The 25,745-nt window shown below is 71.4% G+C and carries 19 protein-coding genes, 1 tRNA gene and 2 pseudogenes; 10 read left to right on the forward strand and 12 right to left on the reverse strand.

Going from position 1 to position 25,745, the window contains the following annotated elements; genetic code table 11:
• Positions 1-244: 244 nt before the first annotated feature.
• The 5 genes and pseudogenes from ACIQ87_RS22915 to ACIQ87_RS22935 form a co-directional block, all read right to left on the reverse strand.
• A complete protein-coding gene (locus tag ACIQ87_RS22915; RefSeq protein ID WP_402409590.1) occupies positions 245-922 on the reverse strand; it encodes a response regulator in 678 nt (225 codons plus the stop codon).
• Positions 919-2,247: a sensor histidine kinase gene (locus ACIQ87_RS22920; protein ID WP_402409592.1), complete on the reverse strand. Its 1,329-nt coding sequence runs from the start codon at positions 2,245-2,247 to the stop codon at positions 919-921. The genes ACIQ87_RS22915 and ACIQ87_RS22920 overlap by 4 nt, the downstream gene beginning before the upstream one ends.
• Before the next feature lie 124 nt (positions 2,248-2,371).
• Entirely contained in the window at positions 2,372-4,912 is a 2,541-nt protein-coding gene (locus tag ACIQ87_RS22925) for an ATP-dependent Clp protease ATP-binding subunit (protein WP_402409812.1), read from the reverse strand.
• A gap of 148 nt (positions 4,913-5,060) precedes the next feature.
• Positions 5,061-5,764 (reverse strand): annotated as a pseudogene (locus tag ACIQ87_RS22930) (VIT1/CCC1 transporter family protein).
• Between the two features lie 197 nt (positions 5,765-5,961).
• Positions 5,962-6,576, reverse strand: a complete 615-nt coding sequence (locus tag ACIQ87_RS22935; RefSeq protein WP_402409594.1) for an HAD family hydrolase — start codon at positions 6,574-6,576, stop codon at positions 5,962-5,964.
• A gap of 996 nt (positions 6,577-7,572) precedes the next feature.
• Between ACIQ87_RS22935 and ACIQ87_RS22940 the strand changes: the two genes are divergently transcribed.
• The 4 genes from ACIQ87_RS22940 (at position 7,573) to ACIQ87_RS22955 (ending at position 9,940) form a co-directional block, all read left to right on the forward strand.
• Positions 7,573-8,268, forward strand: coding sequence for a DUF6575 domain-containing protein (locus ACIQ87_RS22940; protein WP_402409596.1), 696 nt, complete (start codon positions 7,573-7,575; stop codon positions 8,266-8,268).
• Positions 8,178-8,780: a hypothetical protein gene (locus ACIQ87_RS22945; protein WP_402409827.1), complete on the forward strand. Its 603-nt coding sequence runs from the start codon at positions 8,178-8,180 to the stop codon at positions 8,778-8,780. The genes ACIQ87_RS22940 and ACIQ87_RS22945 overlap by 91 nt, the downstream gene beginning before the upstream one ends.
• 336 nt (positions 8,781-9,116) lie before the next feature.
• Positions 9,117-9,428, forward strand: coding sequence for a transposase (locus ACIQ87_RS22950; protein ID WP_402409598.1), 312 nt, complete (start codon positions 9,117-9,119; stop codon positions 9,426-9,428).
• A 134-nt stretch (positions 9,429-9,562) separates the two neighbouring features.
• Positions 9,563-9,940: an IS3 family transposase gene (locus tag ACIQ87_RS22955; RefSeq protein WP_402409814.1), complete on the forward strand. Its 378-nt coding sequence runs from the start codon at positions 9,563-9,565 to the stop codon at positions 9,938-9,940.
• 73 nt (positions 9,941-10,013) lie between these two features.
• On the opposite strand, the pseudogene ACIQ87_RS22960 reads toward ACIQ87_RS22955, so the two are convergent.
• Positions 10,014-11,374: pseudogene (locus tag ACIQ87_RS22960) on the reverse strand (IS30 family transposase).
• Between the two features lie 68 nt (positions 11,375-11,442).
• On the opposite strand from ACIQ87_RS22960, the gene ACIQ87_RS22965 reads away from it, so the two are divergent.
• Positions 11,443-11,799: a transposase gene (locus ACIQ87_RS22965; RefSeq protein ID WP_402409816.1), complete on the forward strand. Its 357-nt coding sequence runs from the start codon at positions 11,443-11,445 to the stop codon at positions 11,797-11,799.
• A 328-nt stretch (positions 11,800-12,127) separates the two neighbouring features.
• Positions 12,128-13,381, forward strand: a complete 1,254-nt coding sequence (locus tag ACIQ87_RS22970; protein WP_402409600.1) for a restriction endonuclease — start codon at positions 12,128-12,130, stop codon at positions 13,379-13,381.
• Positions 13,382-13,446: 65 nt separating this feature from the next.
• Here the strand turns inward: ACIQ87_RS22970 and ACIQ87_RS22975 are convergent.
• A tRNA-Val gene (locus tag ACIQ87_RS22975) sits at positions 13,447-13,518 on the reverse strand.
• 197 nt (positions 13,519-13,715) lie between these two features.
• Here ACIQ87_RS22975 and ACIQ87_RS22980 point away from each other — a divergent pair.
• Together ACIQ87_RS22980 and ACIQ87_RS22985 are read left to right on the forward strand one after the other, a co-directional pair.
• On the forward strand, positions 13,716-15,086 hold the full coding sequence (locus ACIQ87_RS22980) for a hypothetical protein (protein ID WP_402409602.1): 1,371 nt from the start codon (positions 13,716-13,718) through the stop codon (positions 15,084-15,086).
• 131 nt (positions 15,087-15,217) lie between these two features.
• Positions 15,218-15,433 carry a zinc ribbon domain-containing protein gene (locus ACIQ87_RS22985; protein WP_402409603.1) on the forward strand — a complete coding sequence of 72 codons (216 nt, stop codon included), beginning with the start codon at positions 15,218-15,220 and terminating at the stop codon, positions 15,431-15,433.
• Between the two features lie 21 nt (positions 15,434-15,454).
• Here ACIQ87_RS22985 and ACIQ87_RS22990 read toward each other — a convergent pair whose 3' ends face one another.
• The 3 genes from ACIQ87_RS22990 to ACIQ87_RS23000 form a co-directional block, all read right to left on the reverse strand.
• The gene (locus ACIQ87_RS22990; protein WP_402409605.1) at positions 15,455-16,288 is read right to left on the reverse strand and encodes an HAD family hydrolase; all 834 of its coding nucleotides are present in this window, start codon (positions 16,286-16,288) and stop codon (positions 15,455-15,457) included.
• Positions 16,288-19,005 (reverse strand): phosphoribosyltransferase, encoded by a 2,718-nt coding sequence (locus ACIQ87_RS22995; RefSeq protein WP_402409606.1) that lies wholly within the window; start codon positions 19,003-19,005, stop codon positions 16,288-16,290. The genes ACIQ87_RS22990 and ACIQ87_RS22995 overlap by 1 nt, the downstream gene beginning before the upstream one ends.
• Positions 19,006-19,221: 216 nt before the next feature.
• On the reverse strand, positions 19,222-20,430 hold the full coding sequence (locus tag ACIQ87_RS23000) for an HpcH/HpaI aldolase/citrate lyase family protein (protein ID WP_402409608.1): 1,209 nt from the start codon (positions 20,428-20,430) through the stop codon (positions 19,222-19,224).
• Positions 20,431-20,797: 367 nt separating this feature from the next.
• On the opposite strand from ACIQ87_RS23000, the gene ACIQ87_RS23005 reads away from it, so the two are divergent.
• Positions 20,798-21,997: a TerD family protein gene (locus ACIQ87_RS23005; protein WP_402409610.1), complete on the forward strand. Its 1,200-nt coding sequence runs from the start codon at positions 20,798-20,800 to the stop codon at positions 21,995-21,997.
• Positions 21,998-22,173: 176 nt separating this feature from the next.
• On the opposite strand, the gene ACIQ87_RS23010 is transcribed toward ACIQ87_RS23005, so the two are convergent.
• Entirely contained in the window at positions 22,174-22,914 is a 741-nt protein-coding gene (locus ACIQ87_RS23010) for a Tellurium resistance (RefSeq protein WP_402409612.1), read from the reverse strand.
• 340 nt (positions 22,915-23,254) lie between these two features.
• Here ACIQ87_RS23010 and ACIQ87_RS23015 point away from each other — a divergent pair, with 340 nt between their 5' ends.
• Positions 23,255-24,421, forward strand: a complete 1,167-nt coding sequence (locus tag ACIQ87_RS23015; protein ID WP_402409613.1) for a DUF2637 domain-containing protein — start codon at positions 23,255-23,257, stop codon at positions 24,419-24,421.
• A 99-nt stretch (positions 24,422-24,520) separates the two neighbouring features.
• On the opposite strand, the gene ACIQ87_RS23020 is transcribed toward ACIQ87_RS23015, so the two are convergent.
• Positions 24,521-25,618: a DUF475 domain-containing protein gene (locus tag ACIQ87_RS23020; protein WP_402409614.1), complete on the reverse strand. Its 1,098-nt coding sequence runs from the start codon at positions 25,616-25,618 to the stop codon at positions 24,521-24,523.
• Positions 25,619-25,745: the final 127 nt, after the last annotated feature.

Raw genomic sequence — 25,745 nt, forward strand, 5'->3', positions numbered from 1 at the left:
CGCCTGGCTCCACACCTACAATCACCACCGCGGACACACCGCACTCGCAGGCAAGCCACCCGCCAGCCGCGTCCCCAACCTCACGGGTCAGAACATCTAGAGCGTCCCTCCGAGAGGCCTCATCACGCGTCCCACCAGCGGCGGCAGTTGGGATACTCCCGGGAGAGTAGGCGCCGTCCGCGACACGCCGGGCCGGAAGCAGACCCGCTCACGGAGCACGACCCGCTCACGGAGCACGACCGGCTCAGCCCAGCCACCCCGGCCGCACCAGCCCCGACTCGTAGGCCAGCACCACCAGTTGTGCCCGGTCCCGCGCGCCGACCTTCACCATCGCCCGGCTGACGTGCGTCTTCGCCGTCAGCGGGCTGACCACCAGCCGCCGGGCGATCTCCTCGTTGGACGGCCCCATGCCGACCAGCGCCAGCACCTCGCGCTCCCGCTCGGTCAGCATCGAGATGTCCGGCAGCCCCTGCGGCCCGGCCTCGGGCGCCTTCGACCGGGCGGCGAACTCGCCGATCAGCCGCCTGGTGACCCCCGGCGAGAGCAGCGCGTCCCCCGCGACGGCGACCCGGATCGCCCGCAGCAGGTCGGCCGGCTCGGTGTCCTTGACCAGGAAGCCCGCCGCCCCGGAGCGCAGCGCCTCGAAGACGTACTCGTCCAGCTCGAAGGTGGTCAGCACGACCACCCGCACGGAGGACAGCGCAGGGTCCTCGGCGATCCTCCTGGTCGCCTCCAGCCCGTCCATCCGCGGCATCCGGATGTCCATCAGCACGACGTCCGGCACGAGTTCGCGGGCGAGCCGCAGCGCGGCCTCCCCGTCGTCCGCCTCGCCGACCACCGTGACGTCGTCCTGGAGGTCCAGCAGGGCCCGGAAGCCCGCCCTGACCAGCAGTTGGTCATCCGCCAGCAGTACCCGAATCAATCGCTCTCCGCCTTCGGTGTCGGCAGCTCGGCCCGGACCCGGAAGCCCCCGTCGGGCAGCGGCCCCGCGCCGATGGTGCCACCGAACGCCGCCGCGCGTTCCCGCATCCCGACCAGCCCGCTGCCGGATCCGCCCGCGTCACCGAGCACCGCCGGCCCCGGGTCCTCCACCCGGACCACCAGCACGGCCGGATCCGTCCAGTCCAGCACCACGACCGCCTGCCGGGCCGCCGAGTGCCGGATCACGTTGGTGAGCGCCTCCTGGACGATCCGGAAGGCGGTGAGGTCGACGGTGGCGGAGAGCGCGCGCCGCTCGCCGCGCTCCTGCACCTCCGCCTCCAGGCCCACCCGGTCCGCCTGCTCGGTGAGTTCGTCCAGCCGGTCCAGCCCCGGGGCCGGCCCGCGCGGCGCCGCCCCGGGCCCACGCAGCGTGGCGAGCACCTGGCGGACCTCGCCGAGCGCCTCCTTGCTGGTCGACTTGATGGTCACCAGCGCGCTGCGGGCCTCCTCCGGCCGCCGGTCGAGCAGCGCGAGCGCAACCCCGGCCTGGATGTTGATCAGCGACAGGCTGTGCGCCAGGATGTCGTGCAACTCCCGGGCCATCTTGAGCCGTTCGTCGTCGGCCCGGCGCTCCTCCAGCTGCTGCCGGTAGGCCCGGTGGGCGGCGATCCGCTCGCGCCGGAACCGGACCAGCTCGCCGCCCGCCATCACCAGCAGCAGCCAGGCCGGCAGCCCGAGCTCCTGCAGCCAGACGCTGCCGGACGGCGGGGCGGCGCGCTGCCAGCTCTCCGGCAGCGCGAGGGAGCCGAGCAGGTGCACCAGGTAGACGCCGCCGGCGCCGGCCCAGGCCGCCCGGCGGTGCCCGGAGCCGATCGCCACGCAGCAGGCGATCAGCCAGCTCACGAAGACCGGCCCGTACGGGTACCCGGCGGCCAGGTACCCGGCGGTGACCACCGAGGTGCCGGCCACCACCGCGACCGGCCGGCGGTGGCGCAGCACCAGCAGGGCCGGCCCGACCAGCAACAACAGGTAGCCGAAGGCGTCCAGCGGGGCCCGCCCGTGCTGTTCGTGCGCAGCGAAGGTCGATCCGACCACCTGGAGCACCGCGACGGCCGCCGCGACCCCGAGCGGGTACCCCGCCCCGGCCGCACGCGCCCACGGCGGGCGCCACGGCTCGGACGGCTCCTCGGGCGGCTCCTCGGGCGGTTCTTCGGGTGGCCGCTCCGGTGGCTTCCCGGGCGGCTTCCCGGGCGGCTGCCCCGGTGGCTGTTCCGCCGGCCGCTGCGCCCGGGGCGGCTCGGTCGGCGGGGACGTGGGCGGCATCATGCCCACAAGCTAGACGTGCGCCCCGTCCCCGCGCGTCCTCCACCAGTGGCGTTCGGGCGTACTCCCACTGGAGTACGCCCTTGGGGAGCACACCCTTGGGGAGTGCGCCCTCGGCCGGTCGTCCTCAGCCCTCCGCGGCGGCCGCCCGGGCCCCGGCCTTCGCCTCCGCCTCCTCGAAGGTCGCCGACGCCTCCGGCCGCGCCAGGGTGACCACCAGTTCCCCGTCGCTCACGTCCGCGATCAGGGTGTCCCCTTCCCGCACCGAACCGTCCAGCAGCAGGTTGGAGATCCGGTTGTCCAGCTCCGACTGGATCGTCCGGCGCAGCGGCCTGGCCCCGAACTCCGGCTGGTAGCCCCGGTTGACCAGGTACTCCTTGGCCGCCTCGGTGACCTCCAAGCGGACGTCCTGGGCGCGCAGCCGCCGCCGGCTGCGCTCCAGCAGCAGGTCCACCACCGACAGCAGATCCTTCCGGGTGAGCGTGTGGAAGACGATCACCTCGTCGATCCTGTTGAGGAACTCGGGACGGAACTGCTGCCGCAGGTCGCGCATCAGGTCGTCCCGGATCTCATCCACGTTCCCGGCGTGGTCGAGGATCCGCTGCGAACCGATGTTGCTGGTCATGATCACCACGGTGTTGCGGAAGTCGACCGTACGCCCCTGGGAGTCGGTCAGCCGCCCGTCATCCAACACCTGGAGCAGCAGGTTGAAGACGTCCGGGTGCGCCTTCTCCACCTCGTCGAAGAGCAGCACGCTGTACGGCTTGCGGCGCACCGCCTCGGTCAGCTGGCCGGCCTCCTCGTAGCCGACGTACCCGGGCGGGGAGCCGACCAGCCGGGAGACGGTGTGCTTCTCCTGGAACTCGCTCATGTCGAAGCGGATCATCCGGTCCGGGTCGCCGAACAGCAGCGCCGCCAGCGCCTTCGCCAGCTCGGTCTTGCCGACGCCGGTCGGGCCGAGGAAGAGGAAGGAGCCGGTCGGCCGCTCCGGGTCGCCCATCCCGGCCCGGCCGCGGCGCACCGCCTGGGCGACAGCGGTGACCGCCTCGTCCTGGCCGATCACCTTCTCGTGCAGGTGCTCCACCAGCTTGAGCAGCCGCTCCTTCTCCGTCGCGTTCAGCTCCGCGACCGGGATGCCGGTCCGGGAGGACAGCACCTGCGCGATGTCGTCGGCCGTCACGTCGACGACCCCCTCGTGGGACTCGGTGATCGCCGCCAGCTCGTCCTCGGTCTGCCGCAGCTCGGTCTTCAGGTTGGCGGCCCGGACGAACTCCTCGTCCGCGACGGCCTCGTCCAACTCCCGCTTCAGCTTGGTGATCCGGTCCTGCACCCCGGTCGCCTCGGTGGACCCGCTCAGACTGCGCAGCCGGACCCGCGCACCGGCCTGGTCCAGCAGGTCGATCGCCTTGTCGGGCAGGAAGCGGTCACTGACGTACCGGTCGGAGAGCGTCGCGGCGGCGTCCAGCGCCTCGTCGGTGAACCGCACCTGGTGGTGCGCCTCGTACGCGTCGCGCAGCCCCTGGAGGATCTCGATCGTCTCCTCGACACTCGGCTCGGGCACCAGCACCGGCTGGAAGCGGCGCTCCAGTGCGGCGTCCTTCTCCACGTGCTTGCGGTACTCGTCCAGCGTGGTCGCGCCGACCACGCTCAACTCCCCGCGCGCGAGCGCCGGTTTGAGGATGTTGCCGGCGTCCATCGAGCCCTCGCCACCGCTGCCCGCGCCGACCACGGTGTGCAGCTCGTCCAGGAACAGGATGACGCTCTTCTCGGCCGCGGTGACCTCGTCGATCACGTTCTTCAGCCGCTCCTCGAACTCGCCCCGGTACTTGGAGCCGGCCACCAGCGCGGTCAGGTCGAGGGTGACCACCCGCTTCTCCCGGAGGCTCTGGGGCACGTCCCCGGAGACGATCCGCTGGGCCAGGCCCTCGACGATCGCGGTCTTGCCGACACCCGGCTCGCCGATCAGCACCGGGTTGTTCTTGGTCCGCCGGGAGAGGATCTCGACGGTCTGCTCGATCTCCTCGGCCCGCCCCACCACCGGGTCCAGCCGGCCCGAGCGCGCCTCCTCGGTGAGGTCGCGCCCGTACTCGTCCAGCGTCGGCGTCTCGCTCGGGCGGGCTCCCGTGCTGCTGCGCTCACCGCCGGTGCCACGCCCCTCCAGCACCGACTTCAGCGCCTCCTGCGAGGGCGCGGCGTTGCGCAGCGCCACACCGGCGCCCGAGCGCTCCTGGTCGAGCAGCGCGCCGAGGATGTGCTCGGGACCGATGTACGAGGCGCCGACCTCCTGCGAGCGGGCGTGCGCGGCGAGCAGCGCGCGCTTGGCCGAGGGGGTGAGCGCCGGCCGGCCGTCCACCACGTCGGGGCTTCCGGACGGCAGGGCGTGCTCCAGGTCGCCGGAGAGCCGGTCCGGGTCGATACCGGCCCGCTCCAGCATCCGGCGCGAGGGCTCCACCCTGGTGGCCGCCCAGGCCAGGTGCACGGTGTCGAGGTCGCTGGAGCCGTCCTCGGCGGCCCGCCGCGCGGCCAGCGCCAGCAGTTCCTGCGAGGACTCGCTGAGCATCCGCCCGATCGGCACCCGTTGCACGGCGGGCGGGGAGGCCAGCGGGCTCATCCCGAAGAACCGGCTGAGCAGGTCGGAGAACGGATCGTTCGATCCGAACTGGGGCATGGTCACGGCGATTCACCTCTCCCAAGCGGTTTGCAGCCACACAAACACAGGCCGCACCCGCTCGCCTGTCGAGCCGCCCGGCGCCGTCACCCGGCGTGCCCGGGCCACGCCTGCGCCCGGTCGGCAGGCCAAGGCACACGGTCACCGGTCACCGGGTGACCTGTTCCAGCAGCACACCGCCGCTGTACGTCACCGCCATCGCCGACAACCCGCCCACGACGTTGCGCAGGACCGCCCGCCCTGGGCCGGCACCCCCCAGCCGGGCGCTCGCCCAGCCCGACAGGGTCAGCGCGGCCACCACCGCCACCACCGTCACCTGCAGCCGCCACGACTCCGGCGGCAGCAGCACCGCCAGCAGCGGCACCAGCGCGCCCAGCGTGAACGCCGCCGCACTGGCCAGCGCCGCCTCCCAGAGGTTGGTCAACACGTCCGGGTCGATGCCGAGTTCGGCCTGCGCGTGGGCGGCCGGCGCGTCCCGCTCGGTCAGCGCCATCGCCACCTCCCGGGCCAGCCCGCCCTCCAGCCCGCTCCCCCGGTGGTAGTCGGTCAGCTCGTCGAGCTCCCCCTCCGGATCCTCCACAAGCTCCCGCCGCTCCTGCGCCAACGCGGCCCGCTCGGTGTCCCGTTGGGTGCTGACCGACACGTACTCGCCGGCCGCCATCGACATCGCCCCCGCCAACAGCCCGGCCACCCCACCGCGAGCAGCGCCGTCCGCGAACCCGCCGCCCCCGCCACACCCGCCACCAGACCGGCCGTCGACACCACGCCGTCATTGGCCCCCAGCACGGCCGCCCGCAGCCAGTTCAGGCGCGAGGACAGCTGCGCCCGCGACTCCCCGACCTGCTCAGCCATCCGCCCACCATTCCCAGGGGTCCGCCCGATCCCCCCGCTCCTCACCCCCCACCCCGTCCCCCGCACCCGCACGCCGTCCAGCGGTTCGTCCGACAGGCCCGCCAGGATCTCGCGCGCCGCCCACTCCCCCGACTCCCCGGCACCCGTCACATCACCGGACAGACCCTCCACCTCGACGGCGGCTCCCCCACCACGCGTCAGTCCAGCAACGGCGCCAGCGCCCGCCGCAGGTCCTCCGGCCCTCGGTAGCGCACCCCGGTCATACCCATCGCCACCGCCGCGTCCACGTTCTCCTGCCGGTCGTCCACGAACAGACACCGCTCCGGCCCCACGCCCGCCCGCTCGACGGCGATCTCGTAGATCCGCCGGTCCGGTTTGGCACTGCCCACCCGGGAGCTGTTCACCACCTCGTCCGCCAGGTCCGTCAGCCCCAGCAGCGCCAGGTCCTCGTCCAGCCACACCGTCGCATTGGTCACCAGCACCACCCGGCAGTGCTCCCGTACCCGCCGCAGCAGGCCCACCACCACCTCGTCCGCCCGGAACGGCGAGTCCGCGAAGGCCTCCGCCAGCCCGCGCGCCCGCGCCCGCGTCACCCGGCCGGCCAGCCCCCGCGCGATCGAGTCCACCCACTCCGCCTTCCCGATCCGCCCGAGCAGCAACGGCAGATCGTTCTCCGGCGCGAACCCGACCGCCGCCGTACTCCCCTCCCCCAGCCCCGCCGCCCGCTCCAACGCCGCCACCCGGTCCCCGTCGAAGAACCGGATCACCCCGTCCACATCGCACAGCACCGCATCGAACGCCCTGGTCAGCATCCCCCCTCCCTACCACCGGCCCGTCCCCGGCCCGCAGCCGGCCCCGGGTACGACCGGCGGGGACCAGCAGGTGCAACGGATCGGCAGGACACCGGAGACGGCCGAGGGCCGGTGGGCGCGGACGGTTTCGAACCGCCGACATCTACTTTGTAAGGCTCGGCGTGCGCCACCCTGCGTGACCTGGGGTGCTCCCACCCTGCCGGTTCCCCGGCCACCGCACCACCGGCGCCCGCGACTCACCGCCACGTACCGCCCGATCTGGCACGCCTGTGGCACGGTGTCAGTCATCCCTAGACCGGCACTGCCCGTCGGCTGCCCGCCATGCGGCAACGCGACAAGGCTCTACGCCATAAAGAAATCACCACATTAGGTGACATCTTCCCTCCTAGAGGCCAATCGCCGCCAACTCAGACTATCTTCCGATCACCCGTCGACCGCCCCGATCGCACCGAGCAATCGAACATATGCCCCCTGGTCACCATTAAGGAACGTTTGGATCGGACAGCTTCCTGCCTCCCGCATCCTGGCCCAAGATCAGACCAGACCGCGTTGTCAGTGCGGCCGGCAACACTTGCCCGTGTCAGCTGTAGGGGGTTCTTCTTGGAGATTTGGCCCGGAAGCTTCCCTGAAGCCTGCCCCCCGATAGACGCTGTCCCGGCAACGGGGCAGTTCTATCGGCTGATGGATGAAGATCCGCCAGCCGGGGAGGACTTCCTCAATCATCATGAGATGCTCACAGCCGCCCGCGTACGGTCTCGCTTCTGGACGGACGACTGTGCAGCAGCCGGACTGAGCGTCTTCGCTGATGCTGCAGACGCGGCGAGCACCCGGGCAGCCGTAGGGCCACTCAGGAAGAAGAAGATCGCAGGTGGAGACATCACCGGGTCGGGAAGGCTAAAGCACACGCCGCGACATCCGAAGTGCCACTCACCACACATGATGGCGCACTCTGAATGATGCGTCATGGGAAGGATTCGAGGTAGCACCATGAATTGGATGCCAGAGAAGACAATTCTTGGCGATCTCAAAATCCTAGAGACTTACGTCTTTCATGATGGCCCTCGCGTCTTCAGCTGCATCTCCCTGACCGATCAAATCTATCTCGGGCCATGGGCCGCCGAGGGAGCTGACGGCGATGATTGGCTCTATCTCCCCATCTCTAAATCCCGGCTAGAAATGGTCAGATCTGGCGTCATCGCCCTAAGGACTGCCGTCAAACGGCCAGAGGGATTCACATTTCGAGCATTCCTCCCCCACCATCCGGGAAGCCAAGACTTGGTGGATCCAATTCCCCCTTCAGAGATCCCGGAAGAGTGGCTCCCAGAGGGTGGGTACTGCCTGGATCTCGCCACCCACACCCTACCCCTGGCCGACCCTGAGAGCGTTATAGAGACGAAGGCCCGCCAAGAAAGCCGAACCAGGCTAAGGCTCCGGTCAAGCCGCCCAAGTTCTCCCGCAGCGAGGCTCCCGCCCGCGCCATTGGGACACTTCTCCTACAGACCCAGGCCGTATACGACAACCTCGGCTACGCCCTGCGCGAGATCACCCCATCTCAGCGAGGGAACATCCCCGCTGATGTCACAGGCCAAACTGCCATCTCCATGGTCGGAGCCTCTGCAGCCAGCTTCATGCTTGAGATGGCGTCCAATGAACTCGATAATCTCCTCGGAGAGTCCCTATTCGTCCAAGTAACGGAAAAGGTAATCGAACTCCTGGACATGAACCTGGAGTACTCGGAACTTGCAGGCAAGCTTGCAGAGATTAAGCCTCGCGCCGCAAAGAGCTTCAGGCTCCTGGTCGAGAACTTTGTAGAAACAGGTGGCGATGTCACAGTCGCCGCAGCTGGCACGCACATTCCTTACTCAAAAAGGGAGCTCCCTTCAGAGAAGTTGCATGAGTTCGCCAAAACACTCAACCGGCTCATCCCTGAAGACCAATCAATTGAGATCCGCCGTCGAATGGTGCTCTACAAGATCGACACCGAAAGTAGGACTTTCGGATTCCGGGACGAGTCATCGAACCCTGCGGATGACTATGAAGAAAAGATTGACGATCTCGCTTGGCCTCAAGCCTCACACACGACCGTGCAAGAGCACTATGACGTACTCCTCGTCGGCACGACAGTAATTGATGAGACAGTTGGCGAGCGCAGAACAAAGTATCGGCTGATGCAGATCTCCCACATAAGCGGGGAAGTGCGCTAGGAGCCCCTCTGGGCACGCGGGTGGTGGCGCGGTTTTGGCCGGTGTCCTGCCTGGTTTGGGGTCGAGCATGATCGGGGGGCCGCAAGCTGTTGCGATTCGGTCAGGGCTCTTTGGGCCTGACCGCAATTTGGCCGAGTGGCCCCCCGTTCTTGCTCGACTCGGGTCCCGAGCCGGGGAGGTGGGTAGAACCGTGGAGCCGCCCGCCCCGGCCCCGGCGGGGCTGGTTCTGAGATGTACCTTGCGCACCCTCCTCCGCTGCGGTGGAAGTGAGGTTCCCTCGGCGTGCGGAAGGTTGCCGGACATGGCCTGATTGGCCGTGAGAAGGGAGCCCTTGCCATGGCTGCACCGATGAAGTACCCGCCCGAGTTGCGGCGCCGCACGGTGGAGATGCACCAGGCCGCCGACCCGAAGCCGGTGATCCGGCAGATGGCCCGCGACCTGGGTGTGCACCACGAGGCCCTGCGGAACTGGATCCGCCAGGACGAGGCCGACCGGGGCGAGCGCGACGACCGGCTGACCACCGCCGAGAAGGAGGAGCTGGCCGCTCTGCGCAAGGAGAACGCCGAGCTCCGCCGGTCCTGCGAGATCCTCAAGGCCGCTTCTGCTTTTTTCGCCCAGGAGCTCGACCCGACCCGGCGACGGTACTGAGTCTCATCGACGAGCACCAGGGCCGCTTCGGGGCCGAGCCCGTCCTCCGGGAACTGCACATCCCCGCCTCCACCTACTACCGCTGGCACCGGAACGTCCACGCACCGTGCGAGCGCAAACGCCAGGACACTGAACTGACCGAGCAGATCCGCCGCGTCCATGCGGACTCGGACGCCACCTACGGCTCCCCGCACGTCCACGCCGTCCTGCGGCGCGAGGGTATGCACGTCGGCCGCAAACGGGTCGAGCGCCTGATGCGTGAGGCCGGCCTCCAGGGCGTGAGCCCGCGCCGACCACGCTCCTTCACCCGCCGCGACCCGGCCGCCGACCTCGCCGCGGACCTGGTCCGGCGCGACTTCACCGCCGCCGCGCCGAACCGGCTGTGGGTCGCCGACATCTCACTGGTCCCGACCGGTGAGGGACTGTGGTGGCTGGCTACGATCCGCGCCGCATTCTCCCGCCGGATCGTGGGTGGCACACCTCCGAACGAGCGGACGCCGATCTGGTCCTGACGGCACTGGAGTACGCCCTTCACAGCCGCCCGGTGGAGCCGGGCAAGCTGATCCATCACAGCGACCAAGGCTGTCAAACCGGGTTCAAGGGGTCGTTTGCAGCACCGCTGGCTTGGAGCGAGAGTAACTGATCGTCGAGTGCCTCCGCGGGAGTTCTCCAGCCGAGTGTTTTCCGCGGCCGGGTGGTGAGTGCCCCAGCGCTTGCTGCGAGGTCACGGGCGGTCCAGCGAGCAAGGTCTGTGCCTTCGGGAAGTATTGCCGCAGCAGCCCGTTCGTGTTCTCGTTCGTGCCGCGCTGCCAGGGGCTGTGCGGGTCGGCGAAGTAGACGGCGATGCCGGTGTCGGCCTTCCGCCGGGCGTGCTGGGCGAGCTCCTTCCCCCGGTCCCAGGTCAGTGATCGCCGCAACTGCTTTGGGATGTCGGCCATTTGGGCCGTGAGGGCCTTGCGCATCGCCTCGGCACCGTAGCCGGCCAGAGCGGGGCCGTTCTTCACCCGTGGCTCGACGCCGTAGCCTTCCATCCTCGGCAGGTGGACCAGGGTCGTGAACCTGGTCGTGCGCTCCACGAGCGTGCCGATGCCGGACCGGTTCGCCTCGATGATCAGATCGCCCTCCCAGTGGCCCGCAACGGCCCGGGTCTCAACCTCGGCGGGACGCTTGCTGATCATCACGTCGGGCGTGACGTGACCGGCCGCCTCGCGGCGGGCGCGCGAGCGAGGAACCCGCAGAGCACGCCCAGTCCGCAGGCACGTGACCAGCTCACGGTCGAGCGCGCTGCGGCCCTGGACATAGAGGGCCTGGTAGATCGCCTCGTGCGAGATCCGCATGGACTCGTCATCGCGGTGGTCGACCGGCAGCCGCTTGGCTATCTGTTCCGGACTCCACGCCGTCGCCCAACGCCGGTCCTGACGACGGGGCTTGTTCCGTCCCTTCCACTGCTCGGTCGTGGGACCGGACACCGTCTCGCCGTCCGGCGCCTGGATCGCGCCGGCCAGCCGGTCCTGGACGTACTCACGCAGCCGCTCGTCGGTCGCGAGCTTGGCCGTCTTTGGCCGACGAGCGGCCAGCTCGGCCTTCCACTGCGCGATCGAGGCCCGGTAGTCGAATTGCCCGCACCGAGTGGCCACGTTGCGTCGCAGCTCACGGGAGATCGTGGACGGCGACCGCCCCAGCCTGCGGGCGATCTCCCTCACTCCGGTGTCCTGGGCCCTCAACAGGGCGATCTCCTCACGCTCGACGAACGACAGATACCGGCCTGACAACGGGCTGAGCTGTATCGAAGGCATCCCGCCACGATCGCGGAACCACCGCGAACCGACGGACCCGGACACCCCGCATGCCAGCGCGGCATCCTCACTCGTGAGCCCCTCGGCGATCTTCAACCAGAACGGGCGTTCCACGTCCCGACGCACCGGTGGCCGACCCGGCGAACGCATCGCCGGACGCCCCGTCACCTTCGTCGTCCACCCCACAGGCCGCCCCACCCGACACCTCCACGATCGACGTGTTGCAACGACCGGTTGAATCCACCCAATATACGTCCATCAAGCTCACAACCCGCCTTTTGAAGGCCGGAATTGAGGCAAGTATGGGCACGGTCGGGGACTCGTTCGACAACGCCTTGGCGGAGAGTTTCTGGAGCGCCCTGAAGACCGAGTGCGTGCGCCGCACGACCTTCGCGACCCGCACCGGCGCCGACCTGGCGCTGTTCGCCTACATCGACGGCTGGTACAACACCCGGCACATCCAGAAGCGTCTCGGCTGGCTCAGCCCGGACGAGTACGAGGCGAAGTGCTACACCGACCAGGCGACGGCCGAATCGGTGGTCATCGCACCACCCACACCCGCCCTGACCAGCTAATCAGCACCTCCCGAACACCGGGGGGAAGCTCACCACAGCAGCACCCGCGCCGCGCTGATCTACCAGCACATGACCAGCGACCGGGACCGGGCCGTCGCTGACCGGATGGGTGAAGCCGTCCATCAGGCGCTCCAACGCGACAACACGGCCACGAATCCCGATCAATAACTTCAACAGCTCGTGCAGCCGGTCCGACGCCCTTCCGGACCGGCTGCCCTGCTGCTTACCGCGACCGGTAGCGACCCCGGTGGCCCCGTGTGATCACGCTCGCGAGACACTTCGATTCGCACATACGTACTGCAAGTTCAGCAGAACGGAGCCTGATCACGTGCCCGCCTCCGCCATACCCTCGCCCCGGGCCGAGCAACCTGCCGCTGCCTTCGCGGACCTGTCCGGGGTCGACCTCCATCTTGATGCGTTCTACCCCGGCGGCACGAGGGGCAACAGCTCAGATGACCCGATAAACAGGCTTGTCCCAGGGGTCGGCAACCAAGGCGGCTTCAGGCCCGCCGGGTCGCCGCAGGAACAGTCCGTACGCCTGGCGGTCCTCTACACGACCGGGCGGCAGCCCGACTGGCCGGATGCTCTCGACCCGCAGACTGGCGGCTTCACCTACTTCGGCGACAACCGGACCCCCGGCCACGAGATGCACAAGACTCCCCGCCGCGGGAACCTCCTGCTGCGCGATGTCTTCGCTGCCTCGCACGAGGGGCCTGACGCCCGCCGCCGGATACCTCCGTTCCTGCTCTTCGAGAAGGCTGGTCCTACCGGCCGCGGCGTCCGGTTCCGCGGCCTGCTCGCACCCGGTGTCCCTGCCCTGACCTCGGACGATGAGCTGGCCGCAATCTGGCGCACCACCAACGGCCGACGGTTCCAGAACTACCGGGCGCGTTTCACCGTGCTAGACCAGGCTGTGATCCCGCGCACCTGGATTGAGCATGTGCTGGACGGCGGTGACGCCCTGGAAGGCGGCTGCCCAGAGGCTTGGCGTACATGGGTCGAGACCCGTTCCTACATGGCACTCGCAGCTCCCGCCACAACCGTCATCCGCAGCCAGGCAGAGCAGCTGCCGTCCGACCTGGAGTCCCAGGAGATCTTGGCTGCCGTCCGGGAGCACTTCCGCGGCAGGGAACACGACTTCGAGCCGTGCGCTGTGGAGCTGTGGCGCCTGCTCGCGCCGGCGACCGGGCAGGTCGAGGTGACCCGCCGGAGCCGCGATGGGGGCCGGGATGCGGTCGGCCAGTACCACCTGGGCCCTCCCGCGGACCGGATCGCGATCGACTTCGCGCTTGAAGCCAAGTGCAAGTCGCCGGATAAGTCCGTCGGGGTCAAGGAGGGGAGTCGATTGATCTCCCGGCTCCGGCACCGGAACTTCGGGGTCCTCGTCACGACGTCGTTCTTCAACCGGCAGATGCAGGAGGAGATCCGTGACGATCAGCACCCGGTGATTCTGATCTGTGGCCGTGACATCGTCGACCTGCTTCGGCAGCACGGCTACACGTCCAAGGCGGCTGTCGAGTCCTGGCTGGCTCAGCGCTTCCCTGCGCCGGTATCTGGCACGCGGGTGGCACGGGACGAGTAGGAGCCCGGAAACGATCAAGGGCCAGTTCGGGAGGATCAAGCCTCCGAACTGGCCCTTCGGGTCGGTGGGCGCGGACGGTTTCGAACCGCCGACATCTGCTTTGTAAGAGCAGCGCTCTACCACTGAGCTACGCGCCCCCCGTCGTGGCCCGGCGGGCGCACGACGAGTGCCTAGGGTACCTGGTCCCGGGGGGTGGTGGGGGACGGGTGTCGGGTGGGGCAGCGGGTGAGGGGGCGGGGCGCGGTGGGGTGGGCGAGGTGGGAGGGGGTGACGGGCCGGTGGGGGGATCGGGGAGAATGGGGCGGGATCAGCGGTTCGGAGCAGGGAGCGCGCAGTGACGGTGGCCGGCGGGAGCGGGCGGGGGCGGCGTCGGGCGGGGAGTGCGCTGGCCGACGCACTGGTGTTGCCGGTGGTGCTGGCGGGTGCGCTGGGGGCGGTCGGGCTGGCCTCGGCCGGGAGCACCGGTTGGTGGGGCCGGCGCGGCGGCGGTGAGGGCGGACGGGCGCAGGCCCGGGAGGCCCGGGCGGCGGCCCAGGAGGCCTTCTACGAGCTGGAGGAGACCCAGCGCGAGGTGCAGCTCGCGGTGGAGACGGTCCGCGCGGCCGAGGAGGGCCCGACGGCCCAGCGCGCGCTGGCCGATCTGGCGGCGATCTCCGGCCGGGTCGAGCAGGTCACCGTGAACTACCTCGCCGCGCTCGACGCCCACAACCTGGACAGCGAGACCCTGGACGCGGGCACGGCCGCGCAGGCCAAGCGCCTCCTGGAGGACGTGAAGGGCCAGCTCGGCTCGGCCCGGGCGGAGCTGAACGACTTCCTGCGCCGCCTGCAGCCGACCATCCAGCACGCCGAGCAGCAGCTGATGCGGGTCACCCCGGCGGTCGAGCAGGCCAAGCGCGCGCTGCTCGCGGCCACCACCGCGCTGGACGAGGCGCGCGGCGCCGGCCTGCGGGCGGACGACCTGGCGGCCCGGCTGGCCGAGCTGGCGCCCGAGCTCGGCCGGCTGAACGAGGGCCCGGCCCGGCACGGGGTCGCGGACACCCTGCGGCGCGCGGACGACGTGAAGCAGCGCGCCGAGGAGATCGCCGCCGACGCCGGGCAGCTGCCGGAGCGGGCGCGGGAGATCGACCGGCGGGTGGCGAGCCTGCGCACCCGCATCCAGGCGCTGGAGACCAAGGCAGAGACGGTCGAGCCCGCCCTGAGCGAGCTGCGCCGCCGGTTCAGCACCGCCTGCTGGCAGGACCTCCAGCGGGTCTCGGAGCAGGTCGCGGAGACCGGGCGCGCCGCCGAGCGCAAGCTCGCCGAGGCCGCCCGGGCCCGGGACGAGCAGCGCTGGGCGGACGCCACCGCCGCGATCGGGACGGTGCGCGCGCTGCTGGAGACCGCCGACGGCTCGGTGTCCGCGGTGAACGACCGGCTGCGGCAGCTGAACGAGGTGCAGCACGACCCCAACCGGGAGATCGAGCGCGCCCGCTTCGCGATCCGGGACGCCCAGCGGCTGGCGATGGCCGGGCGCAGCGCGCCGGACCCGCGGCACGCCGCCCCACTGGACGAGGCGGTGGCCCGGCTGGACCGCGCGGTGGCCGCGCTGGAGGCGGCCGGCCGGCACCCCGACTACTGGCACTTCCTGACCGAGCTCGCGGCGGTGCGGGACACGGCGGCCCGGGTGATCGAGCTGATCCGCGGGGACCTCGGCGGCCACCGGTAGTACGCGACCGGCCGCGTGCCACCGGTAGCGCGCGGCCGCCGAGGTCAACCACCGGTAGTACGCGACGCCCGGCCCCGACCAACACCGCTGACACCGCGACCGGCGGGCACCCCGCTGGGTACGCTGCCGGTATGCCTCGCTACGACTTCCGCTGCCGCTCCTGCGGCGCCACCTTCGAGCTCCGCCGTCCGATGGCCCAGGCCAACGACCCCGCCGTCTGCCCCAAGGGGCACGGGGACACCGTGAAGCTGCTGTCCACCGTCGCCGTCACCGGCGCGGCCGGCGCCCAGCCGGCCCCCGCCGCCGGGGGCGGCGGGGGTTGCTGCGGCGGCGGCTGCTGCGGCTGACCCGGAACCGTTCCGAACCGGTCAGACCCCGACGGGCAGCGCCGACGCCGCCGCCAGGAACCGCCGGACGATCTCCTCCCCCGCCGTCACCCCCACCTCCGTCAGGGCGGTGACGCCGGGGGCCGTCCAGCCGCTGTCCGCGAGTTCGCCGTGCCCGGGGCGCCAGCCGGCGTCCGCCGCGAGCAGCAGGTCCGCGTCGAGCAGCGAGTCCCCGGCCGCCAGCACGGTGTCCGCGCCGGTGCGCCGGACGACCTCGGCCAGCGCGGCGCTCTTGGTGAGCGGCGCGGGCACCGCGTACACCTTGCGGCCCTGCAGGGAGACCGTCCAGCCGCGCTCGGCGCACCAGCCGGTCAGCTCCGCCAGCCAGCCCTCCGGCAGCGCGGCGCGCTCGACCACCAGGTAGGCGAACAGCTCGTCGGCGACCTGCCGCTTGTGCGTCCACTCCGGGTCGGCGCGCAGGGCGAGCCGCCGGACGACCTCCTCCAGCGGGGCCGAGCCGGCGGCGATCCGCGCGGTGATCTCGGCCCGCCAGTCGCCGTCCGGGACGCCGTCCACCAGCAGTTGCCCGCCGTTGGCGCAGATCGCGTACGCGGGGACCCAGTCCGCCGTCGGCCCCGGCAGGTTGACCCGCCCGTACTGCTCCGGCGTCCGGGTGGTGGCCGGGACGAAACAGACCTCGCGGGCGAGTTCGGCGAGCAGTCCGGCGGCGCGCTCGGTCATGAAGGACAGCGGCCGCCCCTGGTACACCTCGACGCAGAGCAGCCGCGGCGCCGACCGGTCGGGCGCCGCCAAGGCCATGGCCCGCTCGGAGTAGATCAGCGTCCGGTCGAGGTCGCTGGCCACCAGAACACCCATCAGGAATCCCTCCCCGGGACCGAAATCGAAACCGGATCCGAAACCGGATCCGAAGGCGAGCCCGAACCCGCGCCCGAACCCGCGCCCAAAACGACACCGGGAACGGCACCGGGAACGGCGCCGGGAACCGCCCCCGGAGCCGATGCCACGGCGTGCCCGTCGCCCCCGGTCGCCCCGCGGCTGTAGCGGGGGTGGATCAGGCCGACACAGGTGTACGGCAGGCCGTCCACCTCCTCGACCTCCACGCCGCGCTGGGCGGCGAGCAGCCGGACGTGGTCGAGGTCCGCACCTGCGCCGCGCCGGGCGAGGATCCGCCAGGGGACGCGGCGCAGCAGGACCCGGGTGGTCTCGCCGACGCCGGGCTTGACCAGGTTGACGTTGTCGATGCCGTACTCGGCGCTGATCCGCTCGACGGCGGCCCAGCCGGCCCAGTCGGGCGCCCGGTGCGGGTCGTCGGCGAGCCGGTCTGCGCCCGCGACGGCCGCGGCGCGGACCTCGCCGAAGCGGGCGGCCACCGCGTCCAGGAAGGCCGCCGAGACGTCGCTCCCGGCCAGTTCGGCGTAGTGCTTGGCGCCGTGGAAGTCGTCCGGCCCGATCAGCCCGGCCCTCAGCACCGTGCGCGAGACCAGCCCGGAGACGGTGGAGTTGAGGCAGGCGGACGGGATCAGGAAGTCGTCCCGGGTGCCGTACGTCCGCACGCAGCGGCCCGGGTCGGCGAGCACCGCGAGGTCCGGGTCGAAGCCGCTGCCGGCCAGTGTGCCGGCGAGTTCACGGGTGATCGCGCCCTTGCCGGTCCAGCCGTCCACGAACACCACGTCCCCCGCGCGGTGGTGGGCGGCCAGGTAGCGCAGCGCGACCGGGTCCATGCCGCGGCCGCGCACGATCGAGACCGCGTAGTGCGGTACGGACAGGCCGTGCGCGAAGGCCAGCCAGCGGCGGACCAGGATGCCGACGGGCGTGCCGGCCCGGGCCAGGGAGGCGAGCACCAGCCCCGGGCCGCGCTCGCGCAGCAGCGTCTCGGCGACGGTGCCGACAGCGAGCGCGATCCGGCCGGCGGAGTCGCGCAGCGCCTGGTGGAACAGCTCCTGGTACTCGGGGCTGGGCTGGTACTCGACCGGCAGCGACTCGGCGTAGTGCGCGCCGCCGTTCTGGACGGCCTCCTCGCGCTCCTCGGTGGGCGCCTCGAGCGCGACCCCGGAGAGGTCCTTGAGCAGCCAGGCCACCTCCTCGGCCGGGTACGAGGAGAACGCCGGCCCGTACAGGGGCGCGGGCAGCACCTCGACCGCGGACGGCGAGGCAGGTACGGACGGCGAGGCAGGCACGGACAGCAAGGCGACCGCGGACGGCGAACCGGGCACGGGCGGCGAACCGGGCGCGGGCACCGGCCGGTGCGAGGGCAACACGGCGAGCACCACCTGGTCGGTCACCCGCCGCAGCTGCCCGAGCAGCGCCCGCTCGCCCTCGTGCAGCGCCGGGGTGTCGGCCACGTCGTCGACCACCAGGACCACGGCGTCGAAGCGCCGCGCCGGGTCGCTGCCGGGGGCGACGTTGTACGCGTAGCGCTCGGGCGAGCCGCCGTCCTGCGGGTCGTCGTGGGCGGGGAAGGCGAGCCGGGTGCGGATGGCGTAGCCGGGGTCGTCCACCGCCAGGACGGGCGAGCGGGTGGTGGTGGAGAACCGGACGCGGTCGCCGCCGAGCCGCTCGGCGAGGGCGTCGGCCAGACGCAGCGGCGCGTACATCAGCTCCTCGAAGCCGAGCACCAGTACCCGCCGTGCCCCGGCGGGCACGGCCTCGGCCAACCGGCCGGCCAGTCGGGGGAGTTCGGCGTCCAGCCGGGCACGGTCGGGGGCGGTGAAGCCGTGCCGGCCGCCGTCCGGGAGGCCGGCGGGCCAGTCCAGCTCGACCCGGGCCAGCGGCGCGACGCCCGCCGCCTCCGCCTCCAGACACCCGGCCGCCGCGCGTCCGGCCCCCGGACTCGCAACCCCCGCCTCCCCCGCCGCCTCCCCCGCCGCCTCGGCGATCAGCCGCTCGGCCCGGCTCGGCAGGTCCTCGGGCAGCTCGACGCCGCCGCTCGCGGTGGCCACGAGGTCCAGCCGGACGCCGAGTTCGGCCGCGGTCAGGTCGAGCCGCCGCCGGTCGGCCGCGGAACGCAGGTCCACCAGGGCGACCACCACGTAGTGCCCGCGCGGGTGGCGGGCGTGGAGGTCGCGGATGGTGTTGAGCACCGTCTGCCCGGTCGAGAACTCGTCGTCCACCAGCACCAGCGGCCCGTCCCCTGCGAGGAGCCCTGGGTCGGCCGGGAGCAGCAGGTGCGAGGTGGCGTGCGAGTGCTCCTCCTCGAAGCCGCCGACCGGGGCCACGCCGGGCACCGGGCGACGGGTGGAGTGCAGGTAGGGGGCGTCCAGGCCGTCGGCGACGCTGTGGCCGAGGCCGGTGGCGGTCTCCGCGTAGCCGAGCACGACGGCCCGCTCGGCCGCCCGCGCGCCCAGCAGTTCGCGGACCCGGCGGCCGAGTTCGAGTCCGGTGCCGTGGACCACCGAGGGCCGCTGCGGCACGTGCTTGCCGAGCACGGTGGAGACCAGCAGGTGGGAGCGCTTGGGGTTCCCCGAGCGGAGGGCCAGGCCGACGAGTTCGGGGAGGCGCTCGGAGCCGGTCAGCGTGATCCCGGCCCGGTCGGCGACCCAACGGCCGGTCCACGTCTGCGGTGTTGCTGTCACTACTGGTCCTGCCTTCGGTGGTGCGATGGTGCGTTGGTCATATCCGCGCTCACGGATCCGTCATATCCGCGCCGGGGGAACCGGGGGGAACGGCTCGGGCTCGGCCACGGAAACAGTCGGCCACCCGGGTACGGCCATCCCGGAACCGGCCGACCGGAATCCGCCGTACGGAAATCAGCCGTAGGGAAATCAGCCGCCCCTGTACCGCCAGCACGGTCAGCCGCACAGGCAGGCCGACAGCAGTTCCGCGAAGCTCACGTCCTCCCGGGCCACCCCGAACACCTCCGCCCGCAGCAGCACCCGCTCCGCCCAGGCCCGGTGCGGCCGGGCCTCGTTCATCTTGTTGGTGTACGCCGAGCGCAGTACCCCGCCGCCGTCCTGCTCCTGCCGGAGGATGTCGCGGGCGTCGCAGTACTCCTCGTGCGTGACCACGGAGAGGGCGTGCACGGCCGGAACGTGGCTGGGGTGGATGCAGGTCTTGCCGAGCAGGCCGTTGGCCCGGTCGAGTTCGACCTCCCGGATCAGCCCGTCCAGGTCGTGTTCGATGATCCGCCGGCGGACCTCCTCGCCGGAGGCCCGGAGTGCCCCGGGGGCGGCGGAGAGCGAGGCCCCGGCGAACGGGGTCCGGCGCAGCTGCGGCTTGAACATCCGCTCCTGCACCGGGAAGTACTCCCAGACCGGCCCGGTGACGGTGTACCCGGTGCCGTCCGCCCGGCCGAGCACGTTGACCACGTCCCCGATCACCGCCGCGACCAGTGCCACGTCGTACGCGGTGAGGTCGGGCGAGCGCCGCAGGCCGTAGGCGGAGCACAGGTCGGTGACGCCGAGCCGGACGGCGAGCACCCGGTCGCGGTGGCGGGCGAGCAGCTCGGCGATGCCGAAGAGCTGCTCCCGCCTGGTCTCCAGGTGGGCGAGTTCGGGTGACTCCAGGACGGGCATGGCGAACAGCCGCCGCCCGGTCGCGGCCTCGGCGGCGGCCAGCGCGGCCAGGTACTCACCGCCGTTCGCGGGGGTGAACTTCGGCAGCACGAAGCCGCTGAGCAGTTCGACGGCCGGTCCGAGGCGTTCGGCCAGGTCGAGGATCTGGGCGGCGGCACGGACCCTGATGAAGAGCAGGGGGTGGCTCTGTGTACAGTCGGTGAAATCCTTGACCAGGTCATTCAGCTGCTCGACCAGATTGCGCTCACCCGCGTCCACCTCGTGGTCGGCGATCGCGTCCTCCAGGCAGAGCACCATCGACACCACGCCCCGACCAGCGAGTTTGCGGATGTCCGCGGCCAGCGCGGGCCTGGTCGCCGGGCTGTAGAGGGTGCCGCCGAGGGCGGTGGCGAGCACCGCCGGCCCGCTCCGCGCGCTGAACGGGCGCGGCTGTTCCAGGAAGAGCCGGCCGCGTACGTCCTCGGCGAGGTGGCCGAAATGGCGCAAGGTGCTCTCCTCCAGGAAGTGGACCGACCTGCGGTCCGTTGCCGACGACACCCTGGTCAACCGGCCGACCGGGTGCCATGGTTCCCGGGCACGCCTCCGCCGGACGCCCCTGTGCCGACCCCCCGGGGACCTTTCGCCCGCCCATCGTACGGACGGGATCCGGCCGGTCCCGGTTCCCCGGCACTGAACTCCCGGAACATCCCGGTCCACTTGGACGATCATGGATGATCACGGTTGCGACGGCCGTGAACCTCGGAATCGACGGCGGCAAACCTCGGAAAGCGCAAGTCTTGGCAAAGTCCGACGCGGCACGGACCGCTCCGGTCACGTTGTCCGAAGGGGTGGCGAACAGGCAGGATGGTCGGCTATGACGCACGTGATGGCCAAGGGCGCCAACATCGCACTGCCGGCGGCGGCGGTCCGCGCCGTGCTGCGCTGGAGCGCCACGCCCGGTGCGCCGGACGTGGACGCGTCCGCGCTGCTGCTCGGCGCCACCGGCAAGGTCCGCTCGGACGCCGACTTCGTCTTCTACAACCAGCCCCGCCACCCCTCCGGCCTGGTCCGCCACCTGCCCAAGCAGCAGACCTCCGGCGGCGCCGAGATCATCGACACGGTCGAGGTCGAACTGGGCAAGCTGCCCGCCGAGGTGGACCGCGTGGTGCTGGCCGGCTCCTCCGAGGGCGGGCCGTTCCGCTCGGTGCCGGGCCTGCGTCTGCTGCTCTTCGACGCCGCGGCCGGCGAGGGCGCGCCCGCGCTCGCCGAGTTCGCGATCGACGACGCCGAGAACGTCACCGCCCTGGTCGCGGGCGAGCTGTACCGCCGCTCCGGCGCCTGGAAGTTCCGGGCGATCGGCCAGGGCTACACCTCCGGGCTGATCGGCCTCGCCACCGACTTCGGCATCACCGTGGAGGACGAGGCGGAGGCCGAGCAGGCGCAGGCCCTGGCTCAGGCGCCCGGGTCCACCGCCACCGCGGCCGGCACGCTCGACCCGCGCAGCACCCCGATGCCGGACCCGCGCTCGACCACCCCCGAGCCGGGCACCTTCACCCTGGCCCCGGCCGTCCCACCGGCACCGCCCGCCCAGCCGCCGACCCAACCTCCGGCCGCCGTACCGGCCGCCACCGGCGCCGCGGGCACCGCGCCCGCACCGGCGACCCCGCCGCCGCCCGCGGCCCCGCCGACCATGCCCCCGCCGCCCACCGCACCCCCGGCCCACCAGCCCGGTCAGCCCGGCAACGGTTACGGCTACCCCCAGCCCGGCACGGGCTACGGCTACCCCCACCAGCAACAGCCCGCCGGCGGCTACGGCTACCCCCAGCCCGGCGGTTACGGCTATCCCCAGCCGAACCAGCCCGTCCAGCCCGTCCAGCCCGTCCAGCCGAACCAGCCCGCCCCCCAGCACCAGCCCGTCCCGCAGCAGCAGAGCCCCGCCGGCTACGGCTACCCGCAGCCCGGCACCGGCCAGCAACCGCCCGTCCCGCCGCAGCCGCCGACGGCCCAGCCCCCGGCACCCACCGGCGAGGAGTTCGCGCTGCCCCCGCAGGGCCCGCAGTTCCAGCCCCGCTGACGCCCGGCGGGGCCGCCCGACGAACCCGGCCCCGCCCGCCGAACTCGGCCCCGCCGACGCCCCCGGACCGCCCGCCACAGGACCACCGCCCGCCACAGGACCACCGACCGCCGCCGGTCGCCCAGTTGCGCTCGGCCGCTCTCAGCTGTCCTCGGCCGCCCGACCGCGCAACTGCCTCAGTCGCTCTTGTACCCGCGCTGCCACTGCATCCCGAACCCGTACAGCCGGTCGATGTCCGCCTGGAACCCGTTGACGTACCGCACCTCGCGCCGCACCCTCAGCTGGTTGTCCCCCGCGTTCTCGATCAGCACCACCGCACAGGAACGCGCCGCCCGGGCCCGCTCGTCCAGCTTGATCTCGATCCGCGGCCCGGTCTGCGGCACGATCGTGACCACCGCGTTCGACTGCTCGAAGGCCGGCGTGCCGTCGTAGATGTAGACAAAGATCAGCAGCCGCTTGAACTTGTCCTTCTTCTCCAGGTTGACGTACATCGTCTCGCCGGACGGCGCCCCGTACTGGTCGTCGCCGCTGAGCTTGATGTACGGCGCGTTCTGGAGGTCGCCGAAGAGCCCGCCGAGCGGCTGCACCACACCCGTGCTCCCGTCGGAGAGCTCGTACATGCAGGCCAGGTCGAGGTCGACGTTGGTCGGCTCGGCGTTCTGCGGCGAGTCCGGATCCTGCGGCCGCAGGATCCGCGGGCTGAAGAACCGCCTGACGGACTCCCGCGAACTCGGCCGGGAGGTGCCCCCGGCACTCATCGTCCAGTGCAGGTTGACGTAGAGGTAGCCGGTGGTGGCGGCCGCCCCGGTGATCGCGTGCTGCGGGGCCGACTTGGTGAGTATGACCTTGTGCTGACCGCCGGGGTTGTCGAAGGTGTAGCTCTTGTCCCCGCGCAGGTACTCCCAGATCGAGACCATGCAGTCCTCTCCCCCTGCTCCCGTCAGGCGTTCTGACGGCCCGCCGACCAATGATCGGGCATCGGCCCGGCCATCGGATACCCCGTTCACCCCCTCCCCTACCCAACCGGGCCCGACCGGCGGGTCGATTGGCCCCGAGAAGCCGCCCTCCCGTAACATGCCGCCCCTTCGGACGCGATATCGTCTAGCCGCACAGGTGTCCCGTCCGCCCCTGCGCGGATGCGGCGGGCATGCCGTGCGGCGACGAACGAACCGTCAGGCAGTGCCCGCACGGCGGGTCCTGACCGTCTGTGTCGCACTGTGATCCTGTCCCCTGCGGAAACCCGAGGCCCGACCCGCAATGAACCTGACCTCCATACAGCTGGTCTGGACCGTCGTCGGCGGCGCAGCCCTGCTGTTCGTCGCCGTCCTGATGGCGACGCTGCGCTTCAAGAGCTCGAAGAAGGACGAGTCCGGCGACTCCTGGGAGCGCAGCGAGGAGCGCCGCCGCCGCAAGGAGATGATCTACGGCATCTCCTCGTACACGCTGCTCTTCTGCTGTGCCGGTGTCGCCGCCGCGCTGTCCTTCCACGGCCTGGTCGGCTTCGGCAAGGAGAACCTGGGTCTGTCGGGCGGCTGGGAGTACCTCGTCCCGTTCGGTCTGGACGGCGCCGCGATGTTCTGTTCGGTGCTCGCCGTCCGCGAGGCCAGCCACGGTGACGCCGCGCTCGGCTCCCGCCTGCTGGTCTGGGTGTTCGCGATCGCCTCGGCCTGGTTCAACTGGGTGCACGCCCCGCGCGGCGTGTCGCACGACGGTGCCCCGCAGTTCTTCTCCGGCATGTCGATCTCGGCGGCGATCCTCTTCGACCGGGCGCTGAAGCAGACCCGCAAGGCCGCACTGCGCGAGCAGGGCCTGGTGCCGCGCCCGCTGCCGCAGATCCGCATCGTCCGCTGGCTGCGCGCCCCGCGCGAGACCTACGCGGCCTGGTCGCTGATGCTGCTGGAGAACGTCCGCAGCCTGGACGAGGCGGTCGACGAGGTGCGCGAGGAGCGCCAGGCGAAGCTGGACGCCAAGGCCCGCGCCCGTACCGCCGACCGCCGTGAGCGGGCCGAGCTGAAGGCCATCTCCCGCCAGACCGGCATGCTCGCCCGGGCCCGCGGCGGCCGCCAGGTTCCCGCCCTCACGGCTGCCGGAGACGGCCCGAGCGCTACGGAGCCTGCCCTAGCCACGGAAACCGACGCCACCACCTCGACCTCCGCCTCCTCGTACGCGGCCTCGAAGCAGTCCGCCGACCCGCTCGAGCCGGCCGCCCTGGACTCCGGCCGCCGGCCGCGCGCCGCCGTCGGCTCCCCGTACACGTCCTCCTCGTACTCGTCCTCCTCCTACGGGTCCTCCTCGGTCTCCGGCACCGGGTCGTCCCGCAGCGGCTCGACCGTCGACCTGACGGCCGACGACGACACCCTGTCGATGCCGAAGCTGGACTCGCTGGAGCGCAAGCTGCGCGCGATCGAGCAGCAGCTGGGATAGGGCCCGCACCCCACAGGAACGACCAGGGACACACGACGAACGGCCGCCCCCGGGAAACCCCGGAGGCGGCCGTTTCGCGTGCCGGTCGTCGGACGGCGGTTACTTGTTGCCGCTGCCGACCAGTTCCGGTTCCTCGTCCGCGCCCTCGCGCCGGTTGCGCAGGATCGACGAGCCGAGCGCCAGCCCGATGAAGGCGACGCCGATCAGGCCGGTGACGATCTCCGGGATGTGGTACTTGATCCCGACGAGCAGGATCGCCGCCAGCGCGCCGATCGCGTAGTGCGCGCCGTGCTCCAGGTAGACGTAGTCGTCCAGGGTGCCCTTGCGGACCAGGAAGACGGTCAGCGAGCGGATGTACATCGCGCCGATACCGAGGCCCAGGGTGATCTGGAAGATGTCGCTGGAGATGGCGAACGCGCCGACCACGCCGTCGAAGGAGAACGAGGCGTCCAGGACCTCCAGGTAGAGGAAGAGGAAGAACGCCGCCTTGCCGCCGACCTGGACGATCGACTTGCCGGCCTTCTCCGCCGCCTCCTCGCGCTCCTCCTCGGCCTCCAGGCCCGACTCGAAGATCGAGGAGAGGCCGTTGACGGCGAGGTAGGTGACCAGGCCGAGGACGCCGGCGAGCAGGACGGTCTCCGCGTGCTCCTCGGCGAAGAAGTTGGAGGCCAGCAGCAGGGCGACCAGGGCGACGACGCTGGAGAAGGCCTCCAGCTTGCCGACCTTCTCCAGCGGCCGCTCGATCCAGGCCAGCCAGTTGTACTCCTTCTCCTCGAAGATGAAGTCGAGGAAGATCATCAGCAGGAAGACGCCGCCGAAGGCCGCGATGGCAGGGTTGGCCGCCTCCAGGTACTGGGCGTAGGTGAGGCCCTCGTGGGTCTTGTCGGAGTGCAGCGCGAGGTCGATGACCGTCGCGGGGTTGAGCTTCGCGGTGAGGCCGACGACCAGCAACGGGAAGACCAGGCGCATGCCGAAGACCGCGATGAGGACACCGACGGTCAGGAAGATCTTCTGCCAGTACGGGTTCATCCGCTTCAACACCGTGGCGTTGACCACCGCGTTGTCGAACGACAGGGAGATCTCCAGGATGGAGAGCATCAGCACGATGCCGAAGCCTTGGGCTCCCCAGAGCAGTCCGGCCGCGACCAGGCCGATGGCGGTGATCGCGAACGACCAGCCGAATGTGCGGAGGAACACGGGAGTTGGCTACCTTTCGGGTTCTGGCCGTGCCGGGGGCGGCCTCGTCCCCGAGACGTCCCGACCGGGCCCGGCCCGGTCAGGTCACCCCCGCACTGCCCTCTGTTCTCATGATCGGGTCGGGTAC

The sequence above is a fragment of the Kitasatospora sp. NPDC096204 genome, assembly GCF_044763205.1.
Lineage (GTDB): Bacteria > Actinomycetota > Actinomycetes > Streptomycetales > Streptomycetaceae > Kitasatospora.